We start from the raw sequence: 23,166 nt of genomic DNA on the forward strand, positions 1-23,166 counted from the left end.
CACCCTCAGACACCCAACAGCGTGCCCGACACCCAGACCCGACCCGATCCGCGTTCCACGCCCAAAGGCAGTACTAGCGTCCCGATCGATCCCTGTGTGCCGAGTAGTCAACGTTCCACCCATGAGCTAACCACCGTCGAACACTCGCCGACGTAGTGGCTCTGGACAATCTTGCGACTGCCTAGATGCTCCTTAGAAAGGAGGTGATCCAGCCGCACCTTCCGGTACGGCTACCTTGTTACGACTTCGTCCCAATCGCCAGTCCCACCTTCGACGATTCCCTCCCACAAGGGGTTGGGCCACCGGCTTCGGGTGTTACCGACTTTCGTGACGTGACGGGCGGTGTGTACAAGGCCCGGGAACGTATTCACCGCAGCAATGCTGATCTGCGATTACTAGCAACTCCGACTTCATGGGGTCGAGTTGCAGACCCCAATCCGAACTGAGACCGGCTTTTTGAGATTCGCTCCACCTCGCGGTATCGCAGCTCATTGTACCGGCCATTGTAGCACGTGTGCAGCCCAAGACATAAGGGGCATGATGACTTGACGTCGTCCCCACCTTCCTCCGAGTTGACCCCGGCAGTCTCCTGTGAGTCCCCATCACCCCGAAAGGCATGCTGGCAACACAGAACAAGGGTTGCGCTCGTTGCGGGACTTAACCCAACATCTCACGACACGAGCTGACGACAGCCATGCACCACCTGTACACCGACCACAAGGGGGACCGTGTCTCCACGGTTTTCCGGTGTATGTCAAGCCTTGGTAAGGTTCTTCGCGTTGCGTCGAATTAAGCCACATGCTCCGCTGCTTGTGCGGGCCCCCGTCAATTCCTTTGAGTTTTAGCCTTGCGGCCGTACTCCCCAGGCGGGGAACTTAATGCGTTAGCTGCGGCACGGACGACGTGGAATGTCGCCCACACCTAGTTCCCAACGTTTACGGCGTGGACTACCAGGGTATCTAATCCTGTTCGCTCCCCACGCTTTCGCTCCTCAGCGTCAGTATCGGCCCAGAGATCCGCCTTCGCCACCGGTGTTCCTCCTGATATCTGCGCATTTCACCGCTACACCAGGAATTCCGATCTCCCCTACCGAACTCTAGCCTGCCCGTATCGAATGCAGACCCGGGGTTAAGCCCCGGGCTTTCACATCCGACGTGACAAGCCGCCTACGAGCTCTTTACGCCCAATAATTCCGGACAACGCTCGCGCCCTACGTATTACCGCGGCTGCTGGCACGTAGTTAGCCGGCGCTTCTTCTGCAGGTACCGTCACTCTCGCTTCTTCCCTGCTGAAAGAGGTTTACAACCCGAAGGCCGTCATCCCTCACGCGGCGTCGCTGCATCAGGCTTTCGCCCATTGTGCAATATTCCCCACTGCTGCCTCCCGTAGGAGTCTGGGCCGTGTCTCAGTCCCAGTGTGGCCGGTCGCCCTCTCAGGCCGGCTACCCGTCGTCGCCTTGGTGAGCCACTACCTCACCAACAAGCTGATAGGCCGCGGGCTCATCCTTCACCGCCGGAGCTTTCCACACGGAGATCATGCGACCCCGTGTCATATCCGGTATTAGACCCCGTTTCCAGGGCTTGTCCCAGAGTGAAGGGCAGATTGCCCACGTGTTACTCACCCGTTCGCCACTAATCCCCGACCGAAGCCGGTTCATCGTTCGACTTGCATGTGTTAAGCACGCCGCCAGCGTTCGTCCTGAGCCAGGATCAAACTCTCCGTGAATGCTTACCGGCCTGCGTTTAATTAAAAACTGCCGGTATCAACACTCGCGTTGAGCGGAACCACAAGGAGGAATGATCCTCGCGGTTCACAGCGTCCTCGCTGTGCGCCTCCCAAAGCTATTGGAAGGACTTTTCAAAGGAACCTCATCTCCATGATGGAGACGGGGTATCAACATATCTGGCGTTGACTTTTGGCACGCTGTTGAGTTCTCAAGGAACGGACGCTTCCTTCGGCCACCCTCTCGGGCTTCCTCCGGGCGCTTCCCTTCGGTCTTGCGTCTCCGACTCTATCAGATCCTTTCGGCTCCGATTTTCGCCGGTGCGATTCGGCCTTTCGGCTTCCTCGCGGTTCCGACTTTATCAGATCCTTTTTCGTTTCCGGGCCGCTTCCCGAGGGGCGCTACCAGCTTCGAATTCGGTTCCGATTTTCGTCGGAGGGGTTCGCCTTTCGGCGTGATCACTACTTTAGCGGATTCCCTCGGCGACTCATAATCGAGTCCCGTTCCGAATTTCGGCATGCCGAAATTGTTCCCGGTGAGGGGCCGTTCGGTAGTGGTGTGCCGCTGATGCGGCGGAATGGCCGCCGTGGAGCCTGTCGGCTCCGCGGCAACTCGAAGAACTTACACGATCCTATGGGTGCGGCGCGACCCGGGGCCTGTCCGCGGTGGTTCGAGAGAGCCCGGACCGCCGGGCCGTGTCCGCCTGGCCGACAAAGCACCTGGTCAGCGGGCACCCATGAGGCATGGCGCAGCCCGATGTTCTGTCCTCGGTCAGCGCTCTCGCGGGGATGGGCCAGCTGCGAGGGGCCTTGTGTCTCGCTTCGGCGACCTCGTCGGCCCCGGCGCACGTCGTAAGGGCTGCCGCAGGGGGCCGCTCCTCATGGGGCGGAGGCCGGAGTGCTCTTCCTGTTTCATGGCGCCCCGCCGCCTCTGCGTTGCCGGAGATTCCGGGAACGGGCGGTGTCTGGGCTGGGGTTCCTGGCGCTGGAAGGCCAGGGATCCAAGCGTTGAGGGCTGTCGTGCGTGCCGTACGTGCCAGGCGGGCAGGCAACCGGCCGCGGAACGGCGACGAGCGCACCGCGGGGTGCGGTGCGCTCGTCGGGGCGACGCCGAAAGCTCGGGTCAGGAGCGTTTTGCGACCTTTTCCAGGATCACCACGCACTCGACGTGGTGCGTCATCGGGAAGAGGTCGAATGCCCGCATCCGTCGCGGTGCGTAGCCGACCTCGCGGAAGTATGCGAGGTCGCGGGCGAGCGCGGCCGGGTCGCAGGCGACGTAGGCGATGCGGCGCGGGGTGAGGGTGGCGAGGTGGTGGACGGTTTGTTTGCCGGCGCCGGCACGGGGCGGGTCGAGGACGACGAGGTCGACGTCGGTGATGCCGGTGCGGGGGAGGATCTGCTCGACCTTGCCCTGTTCGATGCGGACGCGGTCGAGGTCGGCGAGGTTGTGGCGGGCGTCCTCGACGGCGCGCTTGCTCGATTCGATGCCGAGGACGGCGCCCTTGTCGCCGACGCGCTCGGCGAGGGCGCCGGCGAAGAGGCCGACGCCGCAGTAGAGGTCGAGGGCCATGTCGCCCCTCTTGGGCATCAGGCCCTGCATGACGGCCTCGACGAGGAGGTCGGCGGCCTTGGGGTGGACCTGCCAGAAGCCTCCGTTGCCGACCCGCCAGGTGCGGCCGGCGGCGCGTTCGCGGACGAAGGGGCGGCCGTGGACGCGATGGACGCCGCCGTCCTTCTCGTTGACGCGGAGGACGGAGACCGGCTTGTCGAGTTCGACGATCGGGAGGCGGCCGCCGGGGCGGGGGGTGAGGACGACCTGGCGGTCGTGGGAGCCGGTGGCGGCGATCGCCTCGACGGTGGCGATCTGCGGCCAGGTGCGCCGCTCGATGCCGAGTTCGGAGACGCCGGGGGCGGCGATCATGCAGTGGGTGACCGGCTCGATGTCGTGCGAGCGGTGCTTGCGCAGGCCGGGGTGGCCGTCGGCGTCCACGGCGTACTGGACGCGGGTGCGCCAGGCCGGGACCTCGCCCTTGGCGACCTTGTCGCCGGGCGCCGGTTCGACGGTGCCGTCCCAGCCGCTCTCCTCGGGGGTGAGGCCGGCGAGGCGGGCCAGCTGCTCGCTGACGACGGCGGCCTTCAGGCGGCGCTGGGCGCCGGGCGCGGCGTGCTGCCAGTCGCAGCCGCCGCACCGGCCGGGGCCGGAGAACGGGCAGGGTGCCTCGACGCGGTCCTTGGAGGGGGAGAGGATCTCGACGGCGTCGGCGCGCAGGAAGCGGGCGCCCTCCTCGCCGTCGGTGACGCGGGCACGGACGCGTTCGCCGGGCAGGGTGTGCCGGACGAAGAGCACCTGTCCGGACTCCGTGCGGGCGATGCAGTGCCCGCCGTGCGCGACCGGGCCGATCTCGACCTCGTACTCCTCGCCGACCAGCGACTTCCTGGGTTCCGGCGGCGTGTCCGGCTGCATGGCGGGGAGCTCCTGGGGATGGGGGACGAAAACTGTGAAGGTCGGCCTTCGGAGGAAGGCCGACCGTCAATTTTACGGGGTGTGGTGCGGTGCGCCGGCCCGGGCGGAGGGCCGGCGCACCGGGTCACTTCTTGGTGGCCGCGGATTCCTGCTTCGGCCCGGTGACCTGGCCGCGCCGGACCGCGCCGGGCGCGTTCCACTCGGCGCGCTTGCGGGCGCGCTTCTTGGCGGCCTCGGAGGAGTCGAGCTGCCAGGGCACGGAGGTGACCATGACGCCGGGGGTGAACAGGAGACGTCCCTTCAGGCGCAGTGCGGACTGGTTGTGGAGCAGGTGCTCGTACCAGTGGCCGACGACGTACTCGGGGATGTAGACGGAGACGGCGTCCCGGGGGCTCTCCCGGCGCAGCGACTTGACGTAGTCGATGATCGGCCGGGTGATCTCGCGGTACGGGGAGGCGAGGACCTTCAGCGGGACCTCGATGCCGCGGCGCTCCCACTCGTCGCGCAGGGCCCGGGTGTCGGCCTGGTCGACGTCGACGCTGACCGCTTCGAGGGAGTCCGAGCGCATCAGCTTGGCGTAGTTCAGGGCGCGCAGGGTGGGCTTGTGGAGCTTGGAGACCAGGACGATGGCGTGTACGCGGGAGGGGCGGACCACGTCGTCGTCGGGCATGTCCGGGGCGGCGATCTCGTCGGACACCCGGTCGTAGTGGCGGCGGATCGCGGTCATGGTCACGAAGAAGATGACCATGCCGAGGAGGGCGACCCAGGCGCCGTGGGTGAACTTCGTCAGGAGGACGACGACGAGGACGAGGCCGGTGAAGAAGGCACCGAAGGCGTTGATGGCGCGGGAGCGGTACATCTTGCGGCGCTTGACGGGGTCCTTCTCGCCCACCAGGTGGCGGTTCCAGTGGCGGACCATGCCGATCTGGCTGAGGGTGAAGGAGACGAAGACGCCGACGATGTAGAGCTGGATCAGGCGGGTGGAGTCCGCGCCGTAGAGGTAGACCAGGACGGTGGCGGCGCCGGCCAGCAGGACGATGCCGTTGGAGAAGGCCAGCCGGTCGCCGCGGGTGTGCAGCTGGCGCGGCAGGTAGCGGTCCTGGGCCAGGATCGAGCCGAGCAGCGGGAAGCCGTTGTAGGCGGTGTTGGCGGCGAGGAAGAGGACCAGCGCGGTGGCCGCGGCCAGCACGACGAAGAGGAAGCTGCCCTTGCCGAAGACCGCCTCGGCGACCTGCGAGATGACCGGGTTCTGGGTGTAGCCGGAGCCCAGCGGTTTGCCGTTGTTCAACAGGTCGGTGGCCGGGTTCTCGGCCATCCGGACGTGGGTGGTCATGGCCAGCGCGATGATGCCGCAGAACATGGTGACGGCCAGCCCGCCCATGAGGGCGAGGGTGGTCGCGGCGTTCTTCGACTTCGGCTTGCGGAAGGCGGGCACGCCGTTGGAGATCGCCTCGACGCCGGTGAGCGCGGCGCAGCCGGAGGAGAAGGCGCGCAGCAGCAGGAAGATCAGGGCGAAGCCGGCGAGGCCGCCCTGCTCGGCGTGGATGGTGTAGTCGGCGGTGGGCGCCTTCATGGTGTCGCCGAGGACCAGGCCGCGGATCGCGCCCCAGAGGATCATGATGAAGACGCCGGCCACGAAGACGTACGTGGGGATCGCGAAGAGCTTGCCGGACTCCTTGACGCCGCGCAGGTTCATCAAGGTCAGCAGCACGATGATGGCGATGGCGCACAGCGTCTTGTGCTCGACGACGAACGGGACCGCGGAGCCGAGGTTCTCCACTCCTGAGGAGATGGAGACCGCGACGGTCAGGACGTAGTCGACCAGCAGGGCGCTGGCGACGGTCAGGCCCGCCTTCGGCCCGAGGTTGGTGGTGGCGACCTCGTAGTCGCCGCCGCCGCTCGGGTAGGCGTGCACGTTCTGCCGGTACGACGCGACGACGGTGAACATCAGCACCACGACCGCGACCGCGATCCACGGGCTGAAGTGGTACGCCGAGACTCCCGCGACGGACAGGACCAGCAGCACCTCGCCGGGCGCGTACGCCACGGAGGAGAGCGGGTCGGAGGCGAAGACGGGGAGTGCGATGCGCTTGGGGAGAAGGGTCTCCGCCAACCTGTCGCTGCGCAGTGCGCGCCCGATCAAGATCCGTTTGGGCACGTCGGTCAGTTTGGACACCAGAGGATGCTAAGCCTTCGTCAAGGTCTGCGCCCACCCGCAACCCGGATGGGTGGAGGCACTCGAATGCGCCACCATGCACAACACCCCTCGACTCCGCATCCGGTGCGCGGTACCTCCACAGCATCTACACGATTTGTGCACGGCGGCACCGTCGATACAGGGAACCCCGCGGGCCCGGATCCCGTGGTGGACGTCATGGCGCCCGGGCGTGTCGCGGGGCGTGCGCTCACTCCCCGCGCAACGCCGGGCGCGGCCGACGGGACAGCAGATCGCCCAGCCCCTCCCGGGTCGCCGCCAGCAGCACCACGTCCTGCGGCCGCAGGACGTAGTCGTCCAGCTCGTCCGCCAGGTGCGCCGGCTCCGGCCCGTCGCCCGGCCGCGGCGCACCCGCCTCGGGCTCCACCGCCGACTCGTCGGGCGCGGAATTGTCCACGGCCAGCACCCGCAGCCGGCCCGGCCGCAGCACCTCGCCCACCGTCCGCCCCTCCAGGGCGGCATGGCCGCGCACCTCGACGCGGGCGACCAGCAGCACCCGCCGCTCCACCGGAATCGCCCCCAGGATCTCGCGGCCCATCATCGCCCCGGCGAAGGCCGGCGCCGCCAGGAAGGAGACGCTGCGGCTGCGGGTCCGCGCGCCCGGATGCGCCGCGCGCAACGTCCGGTACACGGCGGCGGCGAACCCGTCGTCGAACAGCCGCAGGGTCACCCGCAACCGCGGATTGACCGACCGGGCGTACAGCGCGGCCTCCAGATTGGTGGTGTCCTCGCTGGTCAACGCCAGCAGGGTGCGGGCCCGGTCGGCCAGCGCGGCCTCCAGCACCCCCTCCTGCGTCACGTCCCCCACGACCGTCGGCACCCGTAGCCGCCGCGCCAGGGCGATCCCGCGTGCCTCCGGATCGGCCTCGATGCACACCACCGGGATCCGCATCTCGTGCAGCCGCGCCAACACCCGGGTACCGATCTTCCCCAGACCCAGCAGCACCACGTGCCCGGACAGCCCGCGCGGCGGCCGGCGCAGCGCCGAGGCACTGCGGAACGTCCCCAGCCCCTCGAACGCCGCCGCCACCAGCACCGGCAGCAGCAACAGCCCGACCAGCCCGGACAGCAGCTGGAGCAGTTTGCGGGCCAGCGGCTCCCGGAGCGCCGGCTCGTTGATCGCGAACAGGTCCAGCAGCGTGAGGTACGCGGCGTGCCACGGCGGCACACGGGTCGTCAGCGACTCGGCGACGGCCAGCGCCAGCACCGCCCCCACGATGCCGGCCAGCGGCCAGCGCAACCGCCGGGAGAAGAAGGAGGCGAGCGGCGCGCCCCGGCCCCGCAGCCGGCGCGGCCGCACCGTCCGCCCCGTATAGGCGACGGTCTCCAGCACGACCCGGCCGCAGCCGGTGGCCGCCCCGGCGGTGGCGTCGTCCGGCAGCAGCACCGGCCCCTCGTCCCCGGGTGCCGCGCCGGGCGCGGCGGCGGGCGGGCCGGCCGCATCACCGGGCGGGTCGCCGGGCGACGGCGACAGCAGCGCCAGGGTGCACAGCCGCCGCGCCCCCGCCGGACCGGACTGCCCCGGCGCACGCTCCACGGCGCGCAGCATCAGCCCGTCCGCCTCGATGACCTTGCTGGTACCGGCGACCGCGGTGGCCACCAGCGCCGGCGCGACGGTGTCCGCGTCGGACAGCACCATGGTCGACGCATCGACCCGCGGCGCCCGGGCACCGCCCCCACCGCCGCTCGCCGCGACCGCCGCGGCCTGGTCCAGCAACTCCTCCAGATGCTGGCCGAGTTTGCGGTTGTAGAGCCGGATGACCAGCCGCAGCCGGGGATTGAGACGGCGGGCCCGCAGCGCGGCATGGATGTTGAGATCGTCGTCGTCGTGGACCAGCGCCAGGGCGCCCGCCTCCGCGATGCCCGCCTCGGTGAGCGCAGCCTCGTCGACCTGCGCCGCCACCTGGACCCGTATCGGCTCCGGCGGCGCCTCGCCGTCCTCGCGCGCCACCGTGGGCGGCGGCAGACCCGGCGCCGCCCCCGGGCCGGTCCGCGCCACCGCCGCCGACATCCGGCCGAGCAGCGCGGAGGCCCGGCCCAGACCACGGGACGACGCGGGGACGCGGGGCCGTTGCGGCTCCCGCGCGGACGGCACGATCAGCGTCACCCGTTCGCGGTAGACGTCGCGCAGCTCGACGGCGAGTCGATGGGCCAACGCATCATCGCCGCACACCACCATGTGCGGCGCAGGAGAGCCCTGTTGGGGCTGATGTGGCAGTTGTGGCACACGTCGTAGCGTGCCCTACCCGCCCGCCCCGGCGCAGCCACGCCGCACGATCCCACACCACCCGCCGCCGGCCCGCACCACCAACCGGGTCCTACCGCGCCCCCTACCGGACCCGCCATTACGGCTACGGTTGTACCGGACCACGGTGCGGCCGGCGCTCCCGTCTGACGCACCGGGCCGAGGTCACAGACCGCGGCCCCGCGTCGCCGGTACGTCGGAGAAGGAAGTAGTGAGCAGGGTGTTTGGGCAGGTCAGCGCGCTAGTACAGGGCACGGGGTAATCAGCATGCACATCGTCATCATGGGGTGCGGCCGGGTGGGCTCCGCGCTCGCGCAGACCCTGGAGAGCCAGGGCCACACCATCGCGGTGATCGACCAGGACCCGACCGCGTTCCGCCGCCTCGGCTCCGCCTTCGGCGGCCGCCGCGTCACCGGCGTCGGCTTCGACCAGGACACCCTCCGGGAAGCCGGCATCGAGGAGGCGGGCGCCTTCGCCGCCGTCTCCAGCGGCGACAACTCCAACATCATCGCCGCCCGAGTGGCCCGCGAGATGTTCGGCGTGGAGAACGTCGCGGCCCGGATCTACGACCCCCGCCGCGCCGAGGTCTACCAGCGCCTGGGCATCCCCACGGTCGCCACCGTCCGCTGGACCGCCGACCAGATGCTGCGCCGGCTGCTCCCCTCCGGCGCCGAACCCCTCTGGCGCGACCCCAGCGGCGGCGTCCAGCTGGCCGAGGTCCACACCGCCCCGTCCTGGGTCGGCCACAAGATCAGCACACTGCAGGAGGAGACCGGAGTTCGCGTCGCCTTCCTCACCCGCCTGGGCGAGGCCATGCTGCCGACCTCCCAGACGGTCCTCCAGGAAGGCGACCTGGTGCACGTGATGATGCGCACCGACGAAGTCGAAAAGGTCGAGGCGGCATTCGCCCAGGGCCCCGAGGAGGCGCACGCATGAGGGTCGCCATTGCAGGCGCCGGCGCAGTGGGTCGCTCCATCGCCGGCGAGCTCCTGGAAAACGGTCACGAGATCCTGCTCATCGACAAGGCGCCCACCGCCATCTCCGTCGAGCGGGTACCGCTCGCCGAATGGCTGCTGGCCGACGCCTGCGAGATCACCTCGCTCGACGAAGCCGCGCTCCAGCGCTGCAACGTCGTCATCGCCGCCACCGGCGACGACAAGGTCAACCTCGTCGTCTCCCTGCTCGCCAAGACCGAGTACGGCGTGCCGCGGGTCGTCGCCCGCGTCAACAACCCCAAGAACGAGTGGCTGTTCAACGAAGCCTGGGGCGTCGACGTCGCCGTCTCCACCCCCCGGCTGATGTCCGCCCTGGTCGAGGAGGCCGTCAGCGTCGGCGACCTCGTCCGACTGCTGCGCTTCAGCCACGGCGACGCCAACCTCGTCGAACTCACCCTCCCCCCGGAGGCCGCCCTCGCCGGCACCCGCGTCGGCGACGTCGACTGGCCCGAGGACACCTCCCTGGTGACGATCATCCGTGGCACCCGCGTCCTGACCCCCAACAAGGACGACGCCCTCGAAGCCGGCGACGAACTCCTCTTCGTCGCCGCCCAGTCCCGCGAGGAACAGCTCGAAGACCTGCTGTCGGTCCGCCGCGACGACAGCTGAGCCGCCCCGCACCACGCGAAGGGCCCGGAAGCCACACGGCTCCCGGGCCCTTCGTCACACCTGCCGCGGCGGCTCAGCGGCGATGCCGCGGCCCCTCCTGCGACCGGTCCGCGACGGCCGGCCCCGGCTTCGCCAACCGCTCCCGCAGGTCCTGCTCGGCCTTCTCCTTCGCCTCCATCTCCGCGAAGACATCGATCGGCGCCGGCGCCTTCACCAGGAACAGCCACGTCAGATACACCGCCAGCAGGAACGGCGGGATCTTCAGCGCCACCAGCACCCACCCCAGCTGCGTGGTGTCCGCCCACCAGTACAGCGGGAACAGGACCATGCACTTGGCGAGCAGGATCAGGCCCCACGCCCAGCTGGCCTTGGCATACGCCTTCTTCCGCCCCGGATTACGGGTCCGCCAGGAGAGGTTCTCCTTGAACACCGGCCCGAGGATCAACCCGATCAACGGCACCCCCGCGAGGGTGGTGATGATGTAGGCGAGGGCCAGGCCCAGCGTGTACAGCATCCCCGGCAGATAGAAATCCTTGGCGTTGCCGGTCATCATCGCGAAGACCACGCCGAAGGCCACCCCGAAGACTCCACTGAAGGCGTGCTTGACGGTGTCCCTCCGCACCAGGCGCACCGCACACAGCACCAACGACACGGCCAGCGCCGCGATCGCCGAGACATGCAGATCCTTGTTGACCGTGAAGATCGCGACGAACAGCAGACCCGGCAGAACCGTCTCCACCATGCCGCGCACGCCACCGAACGCCTCGAAGAGCGCCGCCTCCGTCACCTGCCTGCCCTCGGCATCAGAGCCCCCACCCGACGCCGGCGGTGCGGCGGCGGCCGGAACGCCCACGGGACGATCAACGGGGGCGGAAGCCTCAGGCTCAGTGGTCGGTCGGTCGTACGACGTCACCGGCTACTCCTGTCCGAGCGGTCGCAGTTCGTACTTGGGATTGAAGAGCACCCGGCGCCCGTGACTCAACGAGATCCGGCCCGAGGCGATGAGCTTACGGCCCGGCTCGATCCCGACGATGGAACGGCGACCCAGCCACACCACGTCGAGCGCCGCGGAGCCGTCGAACAGCTCCGCCTCCAGCGCGGGCACACCGGCACGCGGCCGCAGCGTCACATGCCGCAGGGTGCCGGAGACCTTCACTATCTGACGGTCGTCGCAGTCGCATATCCGGGTACACCCCGTGGCCTGCGCATCCTCCTGCAACTCGGCGGACTGCAGCTCCTCCTCGGAGGACGACAGCCTGTCGAGCATCCGGCGGAACCGGCCGGCCGGCTTCTCGGGTCGGGTCCCAGCACTCATAAACCCAGCGTACCGGGGCCCGCGCGGCCTCCCCCGCACCCCGCACCAGCCCCCCACCCCCCACGTTCACCCCTCGAAGGGACGACCGGCCCACGGACCGGCCACCGGGCCGTCCCCCACGAACAGCCCCGACCGCCGGCCGCACCCGGACCGCCCCCGCGTTCACCCCTCGAAGCGATACCCCATCCCCGGCTCCGTGATGAAGTGCCGCGGATGCGAGGGATCGCTCTCCAGCTTCCGCCGCAGCTGCGCCATGTACACCCGCAGGTAATTGGTCTCCGTCCCGTACGACGGACCCCACACCTCCTGCAACAACTGCTTCTGGCTCACCAGCCGGCCCTGGTTGCGCACCAGCACCTCCAGCAGGTGCCACTCCGTGGGCGTCAGACGAATGTCCCGGCCACCCCGGTTGACCTTCTTCGCCGCCAGATCGACCGTGAACCCCTCGGTCTCCACGATCACCTCGTCGTCCGCCGGCCCCGTCGGCTCCGCCCGGCGCACCGCCGCCCGCAACCGCGCCAGCAGCTCGTCCATCCCGAACGGCTTGGTCACATAGTCGTCCGCCCCCGCGTCCAGCGCCTCGACCTTCTCGTCCGACGTCTGCCGCGCGGACAGCACCAAGATCGGCACCCGGGACCAGCCCCGCAGCCCCTTGATGACCTCCACACCATCCATATCGGGCAGTCCCAGGTCCAGGACCACGACATCGGGATGGCGGGCCGCGGCAAGCTTCAAGGCGGTGGCCCCGTCGGGGGCCGCGTCCACCTCGTACTTGCGCGCCTTCAGGTTGATCACAAGGGCGCGAACGATTTGCGGCTCGTCATCAACCACAAGCACCCGGTTCACTGGCGTTCTCCTCGCGGTGTCGGTCGCCGACGGGCGACGCCCGCCGGCCAAGTGGTGTGTGCGGCCGGTACCGCCCGGCCGGTGTCATGGCCCCCTCCCGGGCCGCGCGGCGGACACGCACCGTCACCGGAACGCGACCGTATACCGCCGCAGGTACCTCCGCCGTGGCCACGACTCATGTCGTCGCCTGCGCCGGAAGATCAGGACGGACCGGCGGAACCCCCGCGGCGGTCGGCAACGTCAGCACCATCGTCATCCCACCCCCCGGAGTGTCCTCCGCGGCCAACGTCCCACCGATCGCCTCCGCGAAACCACGCGCCACGGCCAGCCCCAGCCCCACCCCGGCGCCCCGCGGAGCATCCCCGTACCGCTGGAACGGCTCGAAGATCCGGTCCTTCGCGCTGTCCGGCACACCCGGACCCCGGTCCGCGATCCGCAACTCCACCCGGTCACCGAGCGCACTGGCCGCGACCAGCACCGCCTCACCGTCCGGGCTGTACTTCACGGCGTTCTCCACCAGATTGGCCACCGACCGCTCCAGCAGCCCCGGATCCACCGCCACCATCGGCAGCTCCTCCGGGATGTCCAACGTGACGCTGCCCTCCGGGACCCCGCCCAGCGCCATCGGCACCACCTCATCGAGATCGATCTCCCGAATCAGCGGCGTCACCGTACCGGTCTGCAGACGCGACATGTCCAGCAGATTGCCCACCAGATGATCGAGCCGGTCGGCGCCCGCCTCGATCCCCTCCAGCAGCTCCGCCTCGTCCTCCTCCGACCACGCCACGTCGTCCGACCGCAACGACGTCACCGACGCCTTGATGCCCGCCAGCGGCGTCCGCAGATCGTGGCTGACCGCGGCCAGCAACGCCGTCCGGATCCGGTTCCCCTCGGCCAGCTCCCGGGCCCGCTCGGCCTCCCCCACCAACCGCTGCCGATCCAGCACCACCGCGGCCTGCGCGGCGAACGCCGACAGCACCCGACGGTCCTCCGCCGGCAGCACCCGACCGGTCAACGCCAACGCCATGTGGTCCCCCACCGGCACATCGACGTCCGCGTCCTCCGGGCGCGCGAGCGGCGACACACCGCCCTCACCGCCGGCCCGGCCGGCACACGTCCAGGGCTCCACCTCGCTGCGCCGCTCCAGCAGCACCACGGCGTCCATCCCGAACGTCTCCCGCACCCGCTCCAGCAGCGCGTCCAACGTGGTCTCACCACGCAGCACGCTCCCCGCCAGGAACGACAGGATCTCCGACTCGGCCCGCAACCGGGCCGCCTGATGCGTCCGCCGGGCGGCCAGATCCACCACCGACGCCACCGACACCGCCACCGCGAAGAAGATCGCGATCGCCACGATGTTCTTCGGGTCGTTGACCGTGAGCGTATGGGTGGGCGGAGTGAAGTAGAAGTTCAACAACAACGACCCGACCGCCGCCGACGCCAACGCCGGCAGCTGCCCACCGAGCAGCGCCGCCACCACCGTCAGGAACAGGAACAGCAGCACGTCATTGGCCAGCCCCGGACCGTTCGAAAGCCGCGTGAGCAGCAACGACAGCAGCACCGGACCGCCGACACCGATCAGCCAACCGGCGATGATCCGGGACCGTCCCAGCCGCGCCCCCCGCGCCACCGGCAGCCCCCGGCCCTTGGCCACCTCGTCGTGCGTCACGATGTGCACGTCGAGATCCGGCCCGGACTCCCGGGCCACGGTCGCCCCCACGCCCGGCCCGAACATGTACTGCCACGTCTTGCGGCGGCTCGACCCCAGCACGATCTGGGTGGCGTTCACCCCCCGCGCGAACTCCAGCAGCGCACCCGGTATGTCGTCCCCGATGACGTGATGAAACGTCCCTCCCAGGTCCTCCACCAGCGTCCGCTGAACGGCGAACTCCTTCGGCGACGCCGACGTCAGCCCGTCACTGCGGGCGATGTAGACGGCGAGCACCTCACTGCCGGAGCCCTTCGCGGCCATCCGGGCGGCCCGACGGATCAGCGTCCGCCCCTCCGGACCGCCGGTCAGGCCGACCACGATCCGCTCCCGCGCCTGCCAGGTCGAACGGATCGAATGCTCCGCCCGGTACTGCTGGAGGTACTCGTCGACCCGGTCGGCCACCCACAGCAGCGCCAGCTCCCGCAGCGCGGTGAGGTTGCCCGGCCGGAAGTAGTTCGACAGCGCCGCGTCGACCTTGTCCGACTGGTAGATGTTGCCGTGCGCCATCCGCCGCCGGATCGCCTGCGGGGACATGTCGACCAGCTCGATCTGATCGGCGCGGCGGACGATCTCGTCCGGCACCGTCTCCCGCTGCCGCACGCCCGTTATCGACTCGACGACGTCCCCGAGCGACTCCAGATGCTGGATGTTGACCGTCGAGATCACCGTGATCCCGGCTTCCAGCAGCTCCTCCACGTCCTGCCAACGCTTGCCGTTGCGGGACCCGGGAACATTGGTGTGCGCCAGCTCGTCCACCAGCGCCACGGCGGGCTTGCGCTCCAGCACCGCATCGACGTCCATCTCGGTGAACGTCGAACCCCGGTACTCCAGCTCCCGGCGCTGGACCTGCTCCAGCCCGTGCAGCATGACCTCGGTGCGGGGCCTGCCGTGGTGCTCGACGAACGCCACCACGACGTCCGTACCGCGCTCCACACGCCGGTGTGCCTCGGACAGCATCGCGTACGTCTTGCCGACGCCCGGTGCCGCGCCGAGATATATCCGTAGCTTGCCGCGTGCCATGGCCCCATTGTCTTACGTGAAGGTCGCCCCCACCGGGCTGGACCTGATGCGACCCTACCGACCCTTCCCTGGAAAAAACGCCCAGGTAGCGGCTTCCCGCCCGGTCTTGACGCGACTCTGATACAGCCTCTGACCTGGGGCCGATCGGGGGTGGCGGGCCCTTGCGGGCAGGGATTGCGGGGGTGGGCGGGGCACGGCGGGCGAGGGGAACGTCCGCGGCCGGAGGGACGTCGGCGGCCGAGGGGTGACGACGGGGCAGAAGGGTGACGCCGACGGCATGAGCAGGGCAGGCGGCGAGGAAGGAGTGGTCCCGGCGGGACCGCCGAAAGGACCACGCGGGCGACTCGACGGGAGCGGGTGGGTGCACGGGTGGGTGGCGGGCCCAATGCCCGGCCGGGGTGGCGTGCGGGGGCGGCCGGGCGCCCCTCAGAAGTGCCCACCAGCGGCGCGATTGGCCGAAACAAAACCATCGCGCCCGCCGATCGGCCGCTGTAACGATGCCCGCATGACCCCCACACCCTCCGAACGCCCCGCCGGAGCGACCGAGATACACCTCGCCCACACCGCCGAGCTGGACACCGCCACCCTCAAGGCCGCCCGCATCCTCCTCTACGATGTCTTCGACGACATGACCGCCGAGGACTGGGAGCACTCCCTCGGCGGCCTGCACGCCCTCGTCCACGAAGGCGGCGAGCTGATCGGACACGCCGCCGTCGTCCAGCGCCGGCTGCTGCACAACGGCCGGGCACTGCGCTGCGGCTACGTGGAGGGCGTCGGGGTCCGCGCGGACCGCCGCGGACAGGGCCACGGCGCGGCCATGATGGACGCCCTGGAGCAGGTCATCCACAACGCCTACGACCTCGGCGCGCTCGGCGCCGCCGACGAGGCCGCCACCTTCTACGCCGCCCGCGGCTGGCAGCTCTGGCGCGGCCCCTCCTCGGCCCTCACACCGGACGGCATCCAGCGCACCCCGGAGGAGGACGGCGCCCTCCACGTCCTCGCCACCTCCGCGCCGTTGGACCTCGAGGGTGAGCTGACGTGCGATTGGCGTGAGGGGGATGTTTGGTAGGGGGAGCGGGGGGGGCGGGGGCTTGGCTCAGGGGGGCTCCCACGGGGGAGCCCCCCTCCCCCCTCCCCCCTCTCACCCCACCCCTCACCCCTCCCCCGCCAGCGTGACCACCCCGTCCTCCAGCTCCAGCACCCGGTCGGCGAAGGTCAGGAGGGTGGCGTCGTGTGTGGCGACGAGTGCCGTGACGCCCTCGCTGCGGACGACGGCACGCAGCAGTTCCATGACCTCCAGACCGGTTTCGGCGTCGAATTGTCCCGTCGGCTCGTCGGCGAGGAGCAGCGCGGGACGGTTGGCGAGAGCGCGGGCGATGGCAACGCGCTGTTGCTGGCCGCCGGAGAGCTCTCCCGGGCGCTGGGCGGCGTGGTCGGCTAGGCCCACCAGGGACAGCAGGAGTGCGACGCGCGCTTCGCGCTCCCGTGCTGGGACCTTCCGCAGCCGCAGCGGTACTCCGACGTTCTCGGCGGCGTTGAGTATGGGTATGAGTCCGAAGGTCTGGAAGACGAAGCCGATGCGGTCGCGGCGCATCGTGAGCCGTCCGTTCTCCTTGAGACCGGCCAAGGGTGTGCCGTCGACGGTTATCCGCCCGGAGTCCGGGGTGTCGAGGCCGCCGATGAGGTTGAGGAGCGTGGTCTTGCCGGATCCGGAGCGGCCGCGCAGGGCGACCAGTTCGCCGCGTGGGACGCTGCAGGTCACGCCGCGCAGGGCGTGTACGGCGCCCGTACCCGTCCCGTAGCTGCGGTGGAGGTCCTCGACGACGGCCATCGCCTCCGCCTCCTTCGCCTCCCCTGCCTCCTGCTCCTGCACCTCCTCCGGCGCGACGTCGGCGGAGGCGATGGCCGTGCCCGCGATCGCCGTACCGCCGTTCCCCCTGCTGCTCCTGCTGCTCCTGCTGCTCCTGCCCATGATGCGTCCCCCGCTCTCGTCTTGGTCTCGCCGACGAACCGCCCGTTTCACCTCCAACTGACCTGACTTTCCCCTCAGTTGGATTCGGAGAGGGCCGAACGAGACTCCCGTGTCGGCGTGTTGTCCGTCGGTTGCGAAACAGTATGAGGATCGGGCACTTGAGCCGGCAACGCTTGTGGATAACCCTGGGACGACCGGGGGCGCCCCAGGGGCAACTCGGAGAAAGAGCAGGTCAGATGTAGTCCTGGCGCGGCGGGTGTGCGAAGCGCCGGACACTGCGGGTGGTGCGGCACGCGAAGGGGCGGCCCCGGGGAAGTGCTTCCCTGGGGCCGCCCCTTTGTGCGGCCGGTGAGGCGTCGCGTGTGGTGTCTCAGTAAGCCACCGTCCGTCACCGCTGTCCCTGTGTCAGGTCCCGGAGTGCCACGTTCAGCTCCAGGACGTTGACGCGGGGCTCTCCCATGAAGCCGAGTTGGCGTCCCTGGATGTGGTCCTGGACGAGCTTCTCGATCGCGTCGGCGGAGCGGTGGTTCTCCTTGGCGACGCGGTTGACCTGGAGGAGCGCGTACTCGGGGGAGATGTCCGGGTCGAGGCCGGAGCCGGAGGAGGTCACGGCGTCGGCCGGTACCTGGGACTCGGGGACGCCGTAGGTGGTGGCGACCCACTGCTTGCGTTCCTTGACGGCCTTGACGAGGTCGGCGTTGGTGGCGCCCAGGTTGGAGGCGCCGGAGACCTGCAGGTCGTACTGGGGGTTGACGGGGGGCGTCGCCTTCCGGTTGCTGCCCAGCCCGGCGGAGGGCCGGGGCTGGAAGTACCGCAGGTCCGGGATCGGGTTGCCCTGCTTGTCGGTGCCCTTGTCGTAGCGCTGACCGAGGAGGGAGGAGCCGACGACCTTGCCGTGGGAGGTGACCTCGGAGCCGTTGGCCTTGCCGGAGAAGGCGGCCTGGGCGACTCCGGTGACCACCAGGGGGTAGATCACGCCGCAGACCACGGTGAGGACGAGCAGGGCGCGCAGGCCCGCGGTCAGCAACCGGGCGGTGTTGCGTACGGAGTTGTTCATGGCGGTCACCCGATTCCGGGGATGAGGGAGATCAGCAGGTCGATGATTTTGATGCCGATGAACGGTGCGATGAGGCCGCCCAGTCCGTACACGGCGAGGTTGCGGCGGAGCATCTTGTCGGCGCTGACGGGCCGGTAGCGCACGCCCTTGAGGGCGAGCGGCACGAGGGCGACGATGATCAGGGCGTTGAAGATGATCGCGGACAGGATGGCCGAGTTGGGGCTGGACAGCCGCATGATGTTGAGGGTGTCCAGGCCGGGGTAGGCCACGGCGAACATCGCGGGGATGATCGCGAAGTACTTGGCGACGTCGTTGGCGATGGAGAAGGTCGTCAGGGCGCCTCGGGTGATGAGGAGTTGCTTGCCGATCTCGACGATCTCGATGAGCTTGGTCGGGTTGGAGTCGAGGTCGACCATGTTGCCGGCTTCCTTCGCGGCGGAAGTGCCGGTGTTCATGGCCACGCCGACGTCGGCCTGGGCCAGTGCCGGGGCGTCGTTGGTGCCGTCGCCGGTCATGGCGACGAGCTTGCCGCCGGCCTGTTCGCGCTTGATGAGCGCCATCTTGTCCTCGGGCGTGGCTTCGGCGAGGAAGTCGTCGACGCCGGCCTCGTCGGCGATGGCCTTGGCGGTCAGCGGGTTGTCGCCCGTGATCATGACCGTCTTGATGCCCATCTTGCGCAGCTCGTCGAAGCGTTCGCGCATGCCGTCCTTGACGACGTCCTTGAGGTGGATGACGCCGAGGACGCGGGGGCCGCTTTCGTCTTCCAGGGCGACGAGCAGCGGGGTGCCGCCGGCCTGGGAGATGGTGTCGGCGAGTTGCCGGGCGTCGTCGGTGAGGGTGCCGCCGCGTTCCTGGACCCAGGCGAGGACGGATCCGGTGGCACCCTTGCGGATCTTGCGGCCGTCGACGTCGACGCCGGACATGCGGGTCTGTGCGGTGAACGGGATCCATTCGGCGCCGGTCAACGTGTCGCCGGTGAAGTCACCCTCGCGCAGTCCGTACTTCTCCTTGGCGAGTTGGACGATGGAGCGTCCTTCGGGGGTTTCGTCGGCGAGTGAGGACAGCTGGGCCGCGTCGGCGAGTTCTTCCTCGGTGGCTCCGTGGACGGGGACGAACTCGGAGGCGCGGCGGTTGCCGTAGGTGATGGTGCCGGTCTTGTCGAGCAGCAATGTCGATACGTCGCCTGCGGCTTCGACGGCGCGTCCGGACATGGCCAGGACGTTGCGCTGGACGAGTCGGTCCATGCCGGCGATGCCGATGGCGGAGAGCAGTGCGCCGATGGTGGTGGGGATGAGGCAGACCAGCAGGGCGAGCAGCACGATCATGGGCTGTTCGGCGCCGGCGTAGATGGCGAACGGCTGGAGGGTGACGACGGCCAGCAGGAAGACGATAGTGAGGGACGCGAGGAGGATGTTCAGCGCGATCTCGTTGGGGGTCTTCTGGCGGGCGGCGCCTTCGACGAGGTTGATCATCCGGTCGATGAAGGTTTCGCCGGGCTTCGTCGTGATCTTGATGACGATGCGGTCGGAGAGGACCTTGGTGCCGCCGGTGACGGCGGAGCGGTCGCCGCCGGATTCGCGGATGACGGGTGCGGATTCGCCGGTGATGGCGGATTCGTCGACGGAGGCGACGCCTTCGACGACGTCGCCGTCGCCGGGGATGATGTCGCCGGCTTCGCAGACGACGAGGTCGCCGACGCGGAGTTCGGTGCCGGGTACCTGTTCTTCTTCGGTGCCGTTGAGGCGGCGGGCGACGGTGTCGGTCTTGGCCTTGCGGAGGGTGTCGGCCTGTGCCTTGCCGCGGCCTTCGGCGACGGCTTCGGCGAGGTTGGCGAAGATGACGGTGAGCCAGAGCCAGGCGGCGATGGCCCAGCCGAACCAGTCGGTGGGTGCGGCGCAGGCGAATATCGTGGTGAGGACGGAGCCGACCTCGACGACGAACATGACGGGTGATTTGACCATCACACGCGGGTCGAGCTTGCGCAGGGCGTCCGGCAGTGAGACGAGCAGTTGCTTGGGGTCGAAGAGACCGCTGCCCACGCGGCCGTCGCCGGGCTGCTGCCCGCTGGTGGCGTCCTGCTGCGGAGCGCGGGTCGGAGTGGCGGTGGACATGGGGCCGGACTCCTCCGGTTTCACGGGGGCGGTCATGACAGGCCCTCCGCCAGCGGCCCGAGGGCGAGCGCCGGGAAGTAGGTCAGACCGGTGATGATCAGGATCGTGCCGACGAGCAGCCCGGCGAAGAGCGGCTTCTCGGTACGGAGGGTGCCTGCGGTCTCGGGGATCGGCTGCTGTTCGGCGAGCGAGCCGGCGAGGGCGAGCACGAACACCATGGGGAGGAAGCGGCCGAGGAGCATGGCCAGGCCGATCGTGGTGTTGTACCAGGGGGTGTTGGCGTTGAGTCCGGCGAATGCGGAGCCGTTGTTGTTGGCGCCGGAGGTGAAGGCGTAGAGGACTTCGGAGAAGCCGTGCGGGCCGGCGCCGACCGCCTTGGTGTTGAGCATGGAGCCGAGTGCGTCGGGCAGCACCATGGAGGCGGCGGTGAAGCCGAGTACGAGGGTCGGCGTGATGAGGATGTAGCAGGCGGCGAGTTTGATCTCGCGGGTGCCGATCTTCTTGCCGAGGTATTCGGGGGTGCGGCCGACCATGAGGCCGGCGATGAAGACGGCGATGACGGCCATGACGAGCATGCCGTAGAGGCCGGAGCCGACGCCGCCGGGGGCGATTTCGCCGAGCATCATGCCGAGGAGTTGGAGGCCGCCGCCGAATGCGGTGAAGGAGGAGTGGAAGGAGTCGACGGCTCCGGTCGACGTCAGGGTGGTCGCGATCGAGAAGATCGCGGAGGAGCCGACGCCGAAGCGGTTTTCCTTGCCTTCCATGGCGGCGCCTGCGGCTTGGAGTGCCGCGCCGCCGTGGGCGAACTCGGTCCACATCATGAGCGCGGTGAAGCCGAGCCAGATGATGCCCATGGTGGCGAGGATGGCGTAGCCCTGCTTCACGTTCCCGACGAGCTTGCCGAAGGTGCGGGTGAGCGCGAAGGGGATGACGAGGATCAGGAAGATCTCGAAGAGGTTGGTGAAGGCGGTGGGGTTCTCGAACGGGTGGGCGGAGTTGGCGTTGAAGTAGCCGCCGCCGTTGGTGCCGAGTTCCTTGATGACTTCCTGGGAGGCGACGGCGCCGCCGTTGGTCTGCTGGGCGCCGCCCATGAACTGGCCGACTTCGTGGATGCCGGAGAAGTTCTGGATGGCACCGCAGGCGACGAGGACGAGGGCGCCGATGATGGAGATGGGGATGAGGACGCGGATGGTGCCCCGTACCAGGTCGGCCCAGAAGTTGCCGAGTTCGCCGGTGCGGGAGCGGGCGAAGCCGCGGACGAGGGCTACGGCGACGGCCATGCCGGTGGCGGCGGAGACGAAGTTCTGTACCGCGAGGCCGCCGGTTTGGACGACGTGGCCCATGGCCTGTTCACCGCTGTACGACTGCCAGTTGGTGTTGGCGACGAAGGACGCGGCGGTGTTGAAGGCCTGGTCGGGGCTGATGGCGGCGAATCCGAGGGAGAGCGGAAGGTGTCCCTGGAGTCGCTGGATGAGGTAGAGGAAGAGCACTCCGGCGAGGGAGAAGGCCAGGACGCCGCGGAGGTAGGCGGGCCAGCGCATCTGGGTGTCCGCGTTGGCGCCTATGCAGCGGTAGATGACCTTTTCCACGCGCAGGTGGCGGGGGGAACTGTAGACGGCGGCCATGTAGTCGCCGAGGGGGCGGTACGCCAGGGCGAGCGCTGCGATGAGCGCCGTGAGCTGGAGCACGCCCGCGAGAGCGGGGCTCATGTGGCCCGCTGCGTTGGCAGCTGTCGACACCTCAGAACCTCTCCGGGAAGACGAGAGCGAGGACCAGGTAACCGAGGAGGGCGACGGCCACGATGAGGCCGACGATGTTCTCGATGGTCACAGCTTCGTCACCCCCTTGCCGACGAGAGCCACCACTGCGAAGACCGCGAGGGTGGCGACGACGAAGGCCACGTCGGCCATCGTGTGCTCCTAGATGGGCAGACGGAATGGGACCCCTAGAGCAAAGCGTCGTTCCTGCGCCGCTTGTACGCTGTTGACGCCTCCCTTACGGCCATTAGCGTTCCGTTGACGGTTTTCTTACGCCTCCTGATCTGACCTGCACAAACGTCAAGGGGCCGTACTCCTGTGCGGGAGTACGGCCCCTTGTGACCGTCGTGATTGAGCCGCCGCGGCGGCGTTTTCGCACCCTGCGGGGTTGCGGGCGGGTCAGCGGATCTCGGTGATCTCCGGTCCGCGTTCCAGGCGCTCCACGCCGCCGCCGAAGCGCGACCCTTCGGCCTGTTCCTGCTGAACGCCGTCCGGCACCATCTGGGCGTCGTCGGGCAGCTTGAGGACGATCGGGTCGCGGGGCGCCATCGGGCCCTCGCCGCGGACGACGACGGTGTCCCGGAAGATGTGCTCCAGTACACCGGCCGCCTGCGGCTGCACCGCACCCTGTCCCGAGATCACGCCGCGCAGGAACCAGCGCGGGCCGTCGATGCCGACGAAGCGCACGACCTGGACGCCGTTGGTGCCGTCCGGCAGCTGCACCGGGACCTGGGCGCGCAGCTCCCAGCCCAGCGGGCCGTCGACCTCGTCGATGACGCCGCCCTGCTGGGTGATGCCCCCGGCGATCTCCTCGCGGACCTCGCCCCAGATGCCCTCGTTCTTGGGGGCGGCGAACGCCTGGAGCTGCACGGCGCTGTCCTGGAGGACGACCGTGGCGGCCACGATCGCGTCGCCGGCGACCTCGACCCGCAGTTCCATGCCCTCGACGCCGGGCACGTAGAGGCCGCCGAGGTCGACCCGGCCCTCGCCGGGCTCCTTGACCTCCGACACGTCCCAGGGGCCGTCGGGGCGCGGCGCGGGCGGGAGATTGAGCCGCGCGTGCGTCGCGTCGCCCTCGTCGGTCTCGACCTCGTCGGTGAGCACCGTGTCCTCGGCCGGCTCTACCG

At 69.4% G+C, this 23,166-nt stretch carries 16 protein-coding genes and 1 rRNA gene; 3 read left to right on the forward strand and 14 right to left on the reverse strand.

Annotated elements, in window-relative coordinates; all coding sequences use genetic code 11:
• Positions 1–196: 196 nt before the first annotated feature.
• From MOV08_RS12065 to MOV08_RS12080, 4 genes are all read right to left on the reverse strand, one after another.
• Positions 197–1,725 (reverse strand): 16S ribosomal RNA (locus MOV08_RS12065).
• Positions 1,726–2,845: 1,120 nt separating this feature from the next.
• Positions 2,846–4,186, reverse strand: coding sequence for a class I SAM-dependent RNA methyltransferase (locus tag MOV08_RS12070; RefSeq protein ID WP_039631971.1), 1,341 nt, complete (start codon positions 4,184–4,186; stop codon positions 2,846–2,848).
• A gap of 124 nt (positions 4,187–4,310) precedes the next feature.
• Positions 4,311–6,362 carry an APC family permease gene (locus MOV08_RS12075; RefSeq protein ID WP_275307479.1) on the reverse strand — a complete coding sequence of 684 codons (2,052 nt, stop codon included), beginning with the start codon at positions 6,360–6,362 and terminating at the stop codon, positions 4,311–4,313.
• Between the two features lie 229 nt (positions 6,363–6,591).
• On the reverse strand, positions 6,592–8,580 hold the full coding sequence (locus MOV08_RS12080) for an NAD-binding protein (protein ID WP_275311766.1): 1,989 nt from the start codon (positions 8,578–8,580) through the stop codon (positions 6,592–6,594).
• Positions 8,581–8,913: 333 nt separating this feature from the next.
• On the opposite strand from MOV08_RS12080, the gene MOV08_RS12085 reads away from it, so the two are divergent.
• Both MOV08_RS12085 and MOV08_RS12090 read left to right on the forward strand, forming a co-directional pair.
• Positions 8,914–9,582, forward strand: coding sequence for a potassium channel family protein (locus MOV08_RS12085; RefSeq protein ID WP_039631976.1), 669 nt, complete (start codon positions 8,914–8,916; stop codon positions 9,580–9,582).
• Positions 9,579–10,250: a potassium channel family protein gene (locus tag MOV08_RS12090; protein WP_039631978.1), complete on the forward strand. Its 672-nt coding sequence runs from the start codon at positions 9,579–9,581 to the stop codon at positions 10,248–10,250. Before MOV08_RS12085 ends, MOV08_RS12090 begins: the two co-directional genes overlap by 4 nt.
• A 73-nt stretch (positions 10,251–10,323) precedes the next feature.
• Here the strand turns inward: MOV08_RS12090 and MOV08_RS12095 are convergent, their stop codons facing one another.
• The 4 genes from MOV08_RS12095 to MOV08_RS12110 form a co-directional block, all read right to left on the reverse strand.
• Positions 10,324–11,163 (reverse strand): DUF3159 domain-containing protein, encoded by an 840-nt coding sequence (locus tag MOV08_RS12095; RefSeq protein WP_039631980.1) that lies wholly within the window; start codon positions 11,161–11,163, stop codon positions 10,324–10,326.
• A gap of 3 nt (positions 11,164–11,166) precedes the next feature.
• Positions 11,167–11,565 (reverse strand): OB-fold nucleic acid binding domain-containing protein, encoded by a 399-nt coding sequence (locus MOV08_RS12100; protein ID WP_052286700.1) that lies wholly within the window; start codon positions 11,563–11,565, stop codon positions 11,167–11,169.
• A 162-nt stretch (positions 11,566–11,727) separates the two neighbouring features.
• Positions 11,728–12,411 (reverse strand): response regulator, encoded by a 684-nt coding sequence (locus MOV08_RS12105; protein ID WP_039631982.1) that lies wholly within the window; start codon positions 12,409–12,411, stop codon positions 11,728–11,730.
• 175 nt (positions 12,412–12,586) lie between these two features.
• Entirely contained in the window at positions 12,587–15,142 is a 2,556-nt protein-coding gene (locus MOV08_RS12110) for a sensor histidine kinase (protein WP_275307480.1), read from the reverse strand.
• Between the two features lie 505 nt (positions 15,143–15,647).
• Between MOV08_RS12110 and MOV08_RS12115 the strand changes: the two genes are divergently transcribed.
• The gene (locus MOV08_RS12115; protein WP_052286701.1) at positions 15,648–16,211 is read left to right on the forward strand and encodes a GNAT family N-acetyltransferase; all 564 of its coding nucleotides are present in this window, start codon (positions 15,648–15,650) and stop codon (positions 16,209–16,211) included.
• Between the two features lie 84 nt (positions 16,212–16,295).
• Here the strand turns inward: MOV08_RS12115 and MOV08_RS12120 are convergent, their stop codons facing one another.
• The 6 genes from MOV08_RS12120 to MOV08_RS12145 form a co-directional block, all read right to left on the reverse strand.
• Positions 16,296–16,973: an ABC transporter ATP-binding protein gene (locus MOV08_RS12120; RefSeq protein ID WP_275311767.1), complete on the reverse strand. Its 678-nt coding sequence runs from the start codon at positions 16,971–16,973 to the stop codon at positions 16,296–16,298.
• Between the two features lie 529 nt (positions 16,974–17,502).
• Positions 17,503–18,171: a potassium-transporting ATPase subunit KdpC gene (kdpC, locus tag MOV08_RS12125; protein ID WP_275307481.1), complete on the reverse strand. Its 669-nt coding sequence runs from the start codon at positions 18,169–18,171 to the stop codon at positions 17,503–17,505.
• 5 nt (positions 18,172–18,176) lie between these two features.
• The gene (gene kdpB, locus MOV08_RS12130) at positions 18,177–20,282 is read right to left on the reverse strand and encodes a potassium-transporting ATPase subunit KdpB (RefSeq protein ID WP_275307482.1); all 2,106 of its coding nucleotides are present in this window, start codon (positions 20,280–20,282) and stop codon (positions 18,177–18,179) included.
• A gap of 32 nt (positions 20,283–20,314) precedes the next feature.
• Positions 20,315–21,991, reverse strand: a complete 1,677-nt coding sequence (gene kdpA / locus MOV08_RS12135; protein WP_275307483.1) for a potassium-transporting ATPase subunit KdpA — start codon at positions 21,989–21,991, stop codon at positions 20,315–20,317.
• A 31-nt stretch (positions 21,992–22,022) separates the two neighbouring features.
• On the reverse strand, positions 22,023–22,112 hold the full coding sequence (gene kdpF / locus MOV08_RS12140; protein WP_016575741.1) for a K(+)-transporting ATPase subunit F: 90 nt from the start codon (positions 22,110–22,112) through the stop codon (positions 22,023–22,025).
• A 326-nt stretch (positions 22,113–22,438) separates the two neighbouring features.
• Positions 22,439–23,143 carry a DUF3710 domain-containing protein gene (locus MOV08_RS12145; RefSeq protein WP_420834290.1) on the reverse strand — a complete coding sequence of 235 codons (705 nt, stop codon included), beginning with the start codon at positions 23,141–23,143 and terminating at the stop codon, positions 22,439–22,441.
• Positions 23,144–23,166: the final 23 nt, after the last annotated feature.

Source organism: Streptomyces yunnanensis (genome assembly GCF_029011865.1).
Classification (GTDB): Bacteria; Actinomycetota; Actinomycetes; order Streptomycetales; family Streptomycetaceae; genus Streptomyces; species Streptomyces yunnanensis.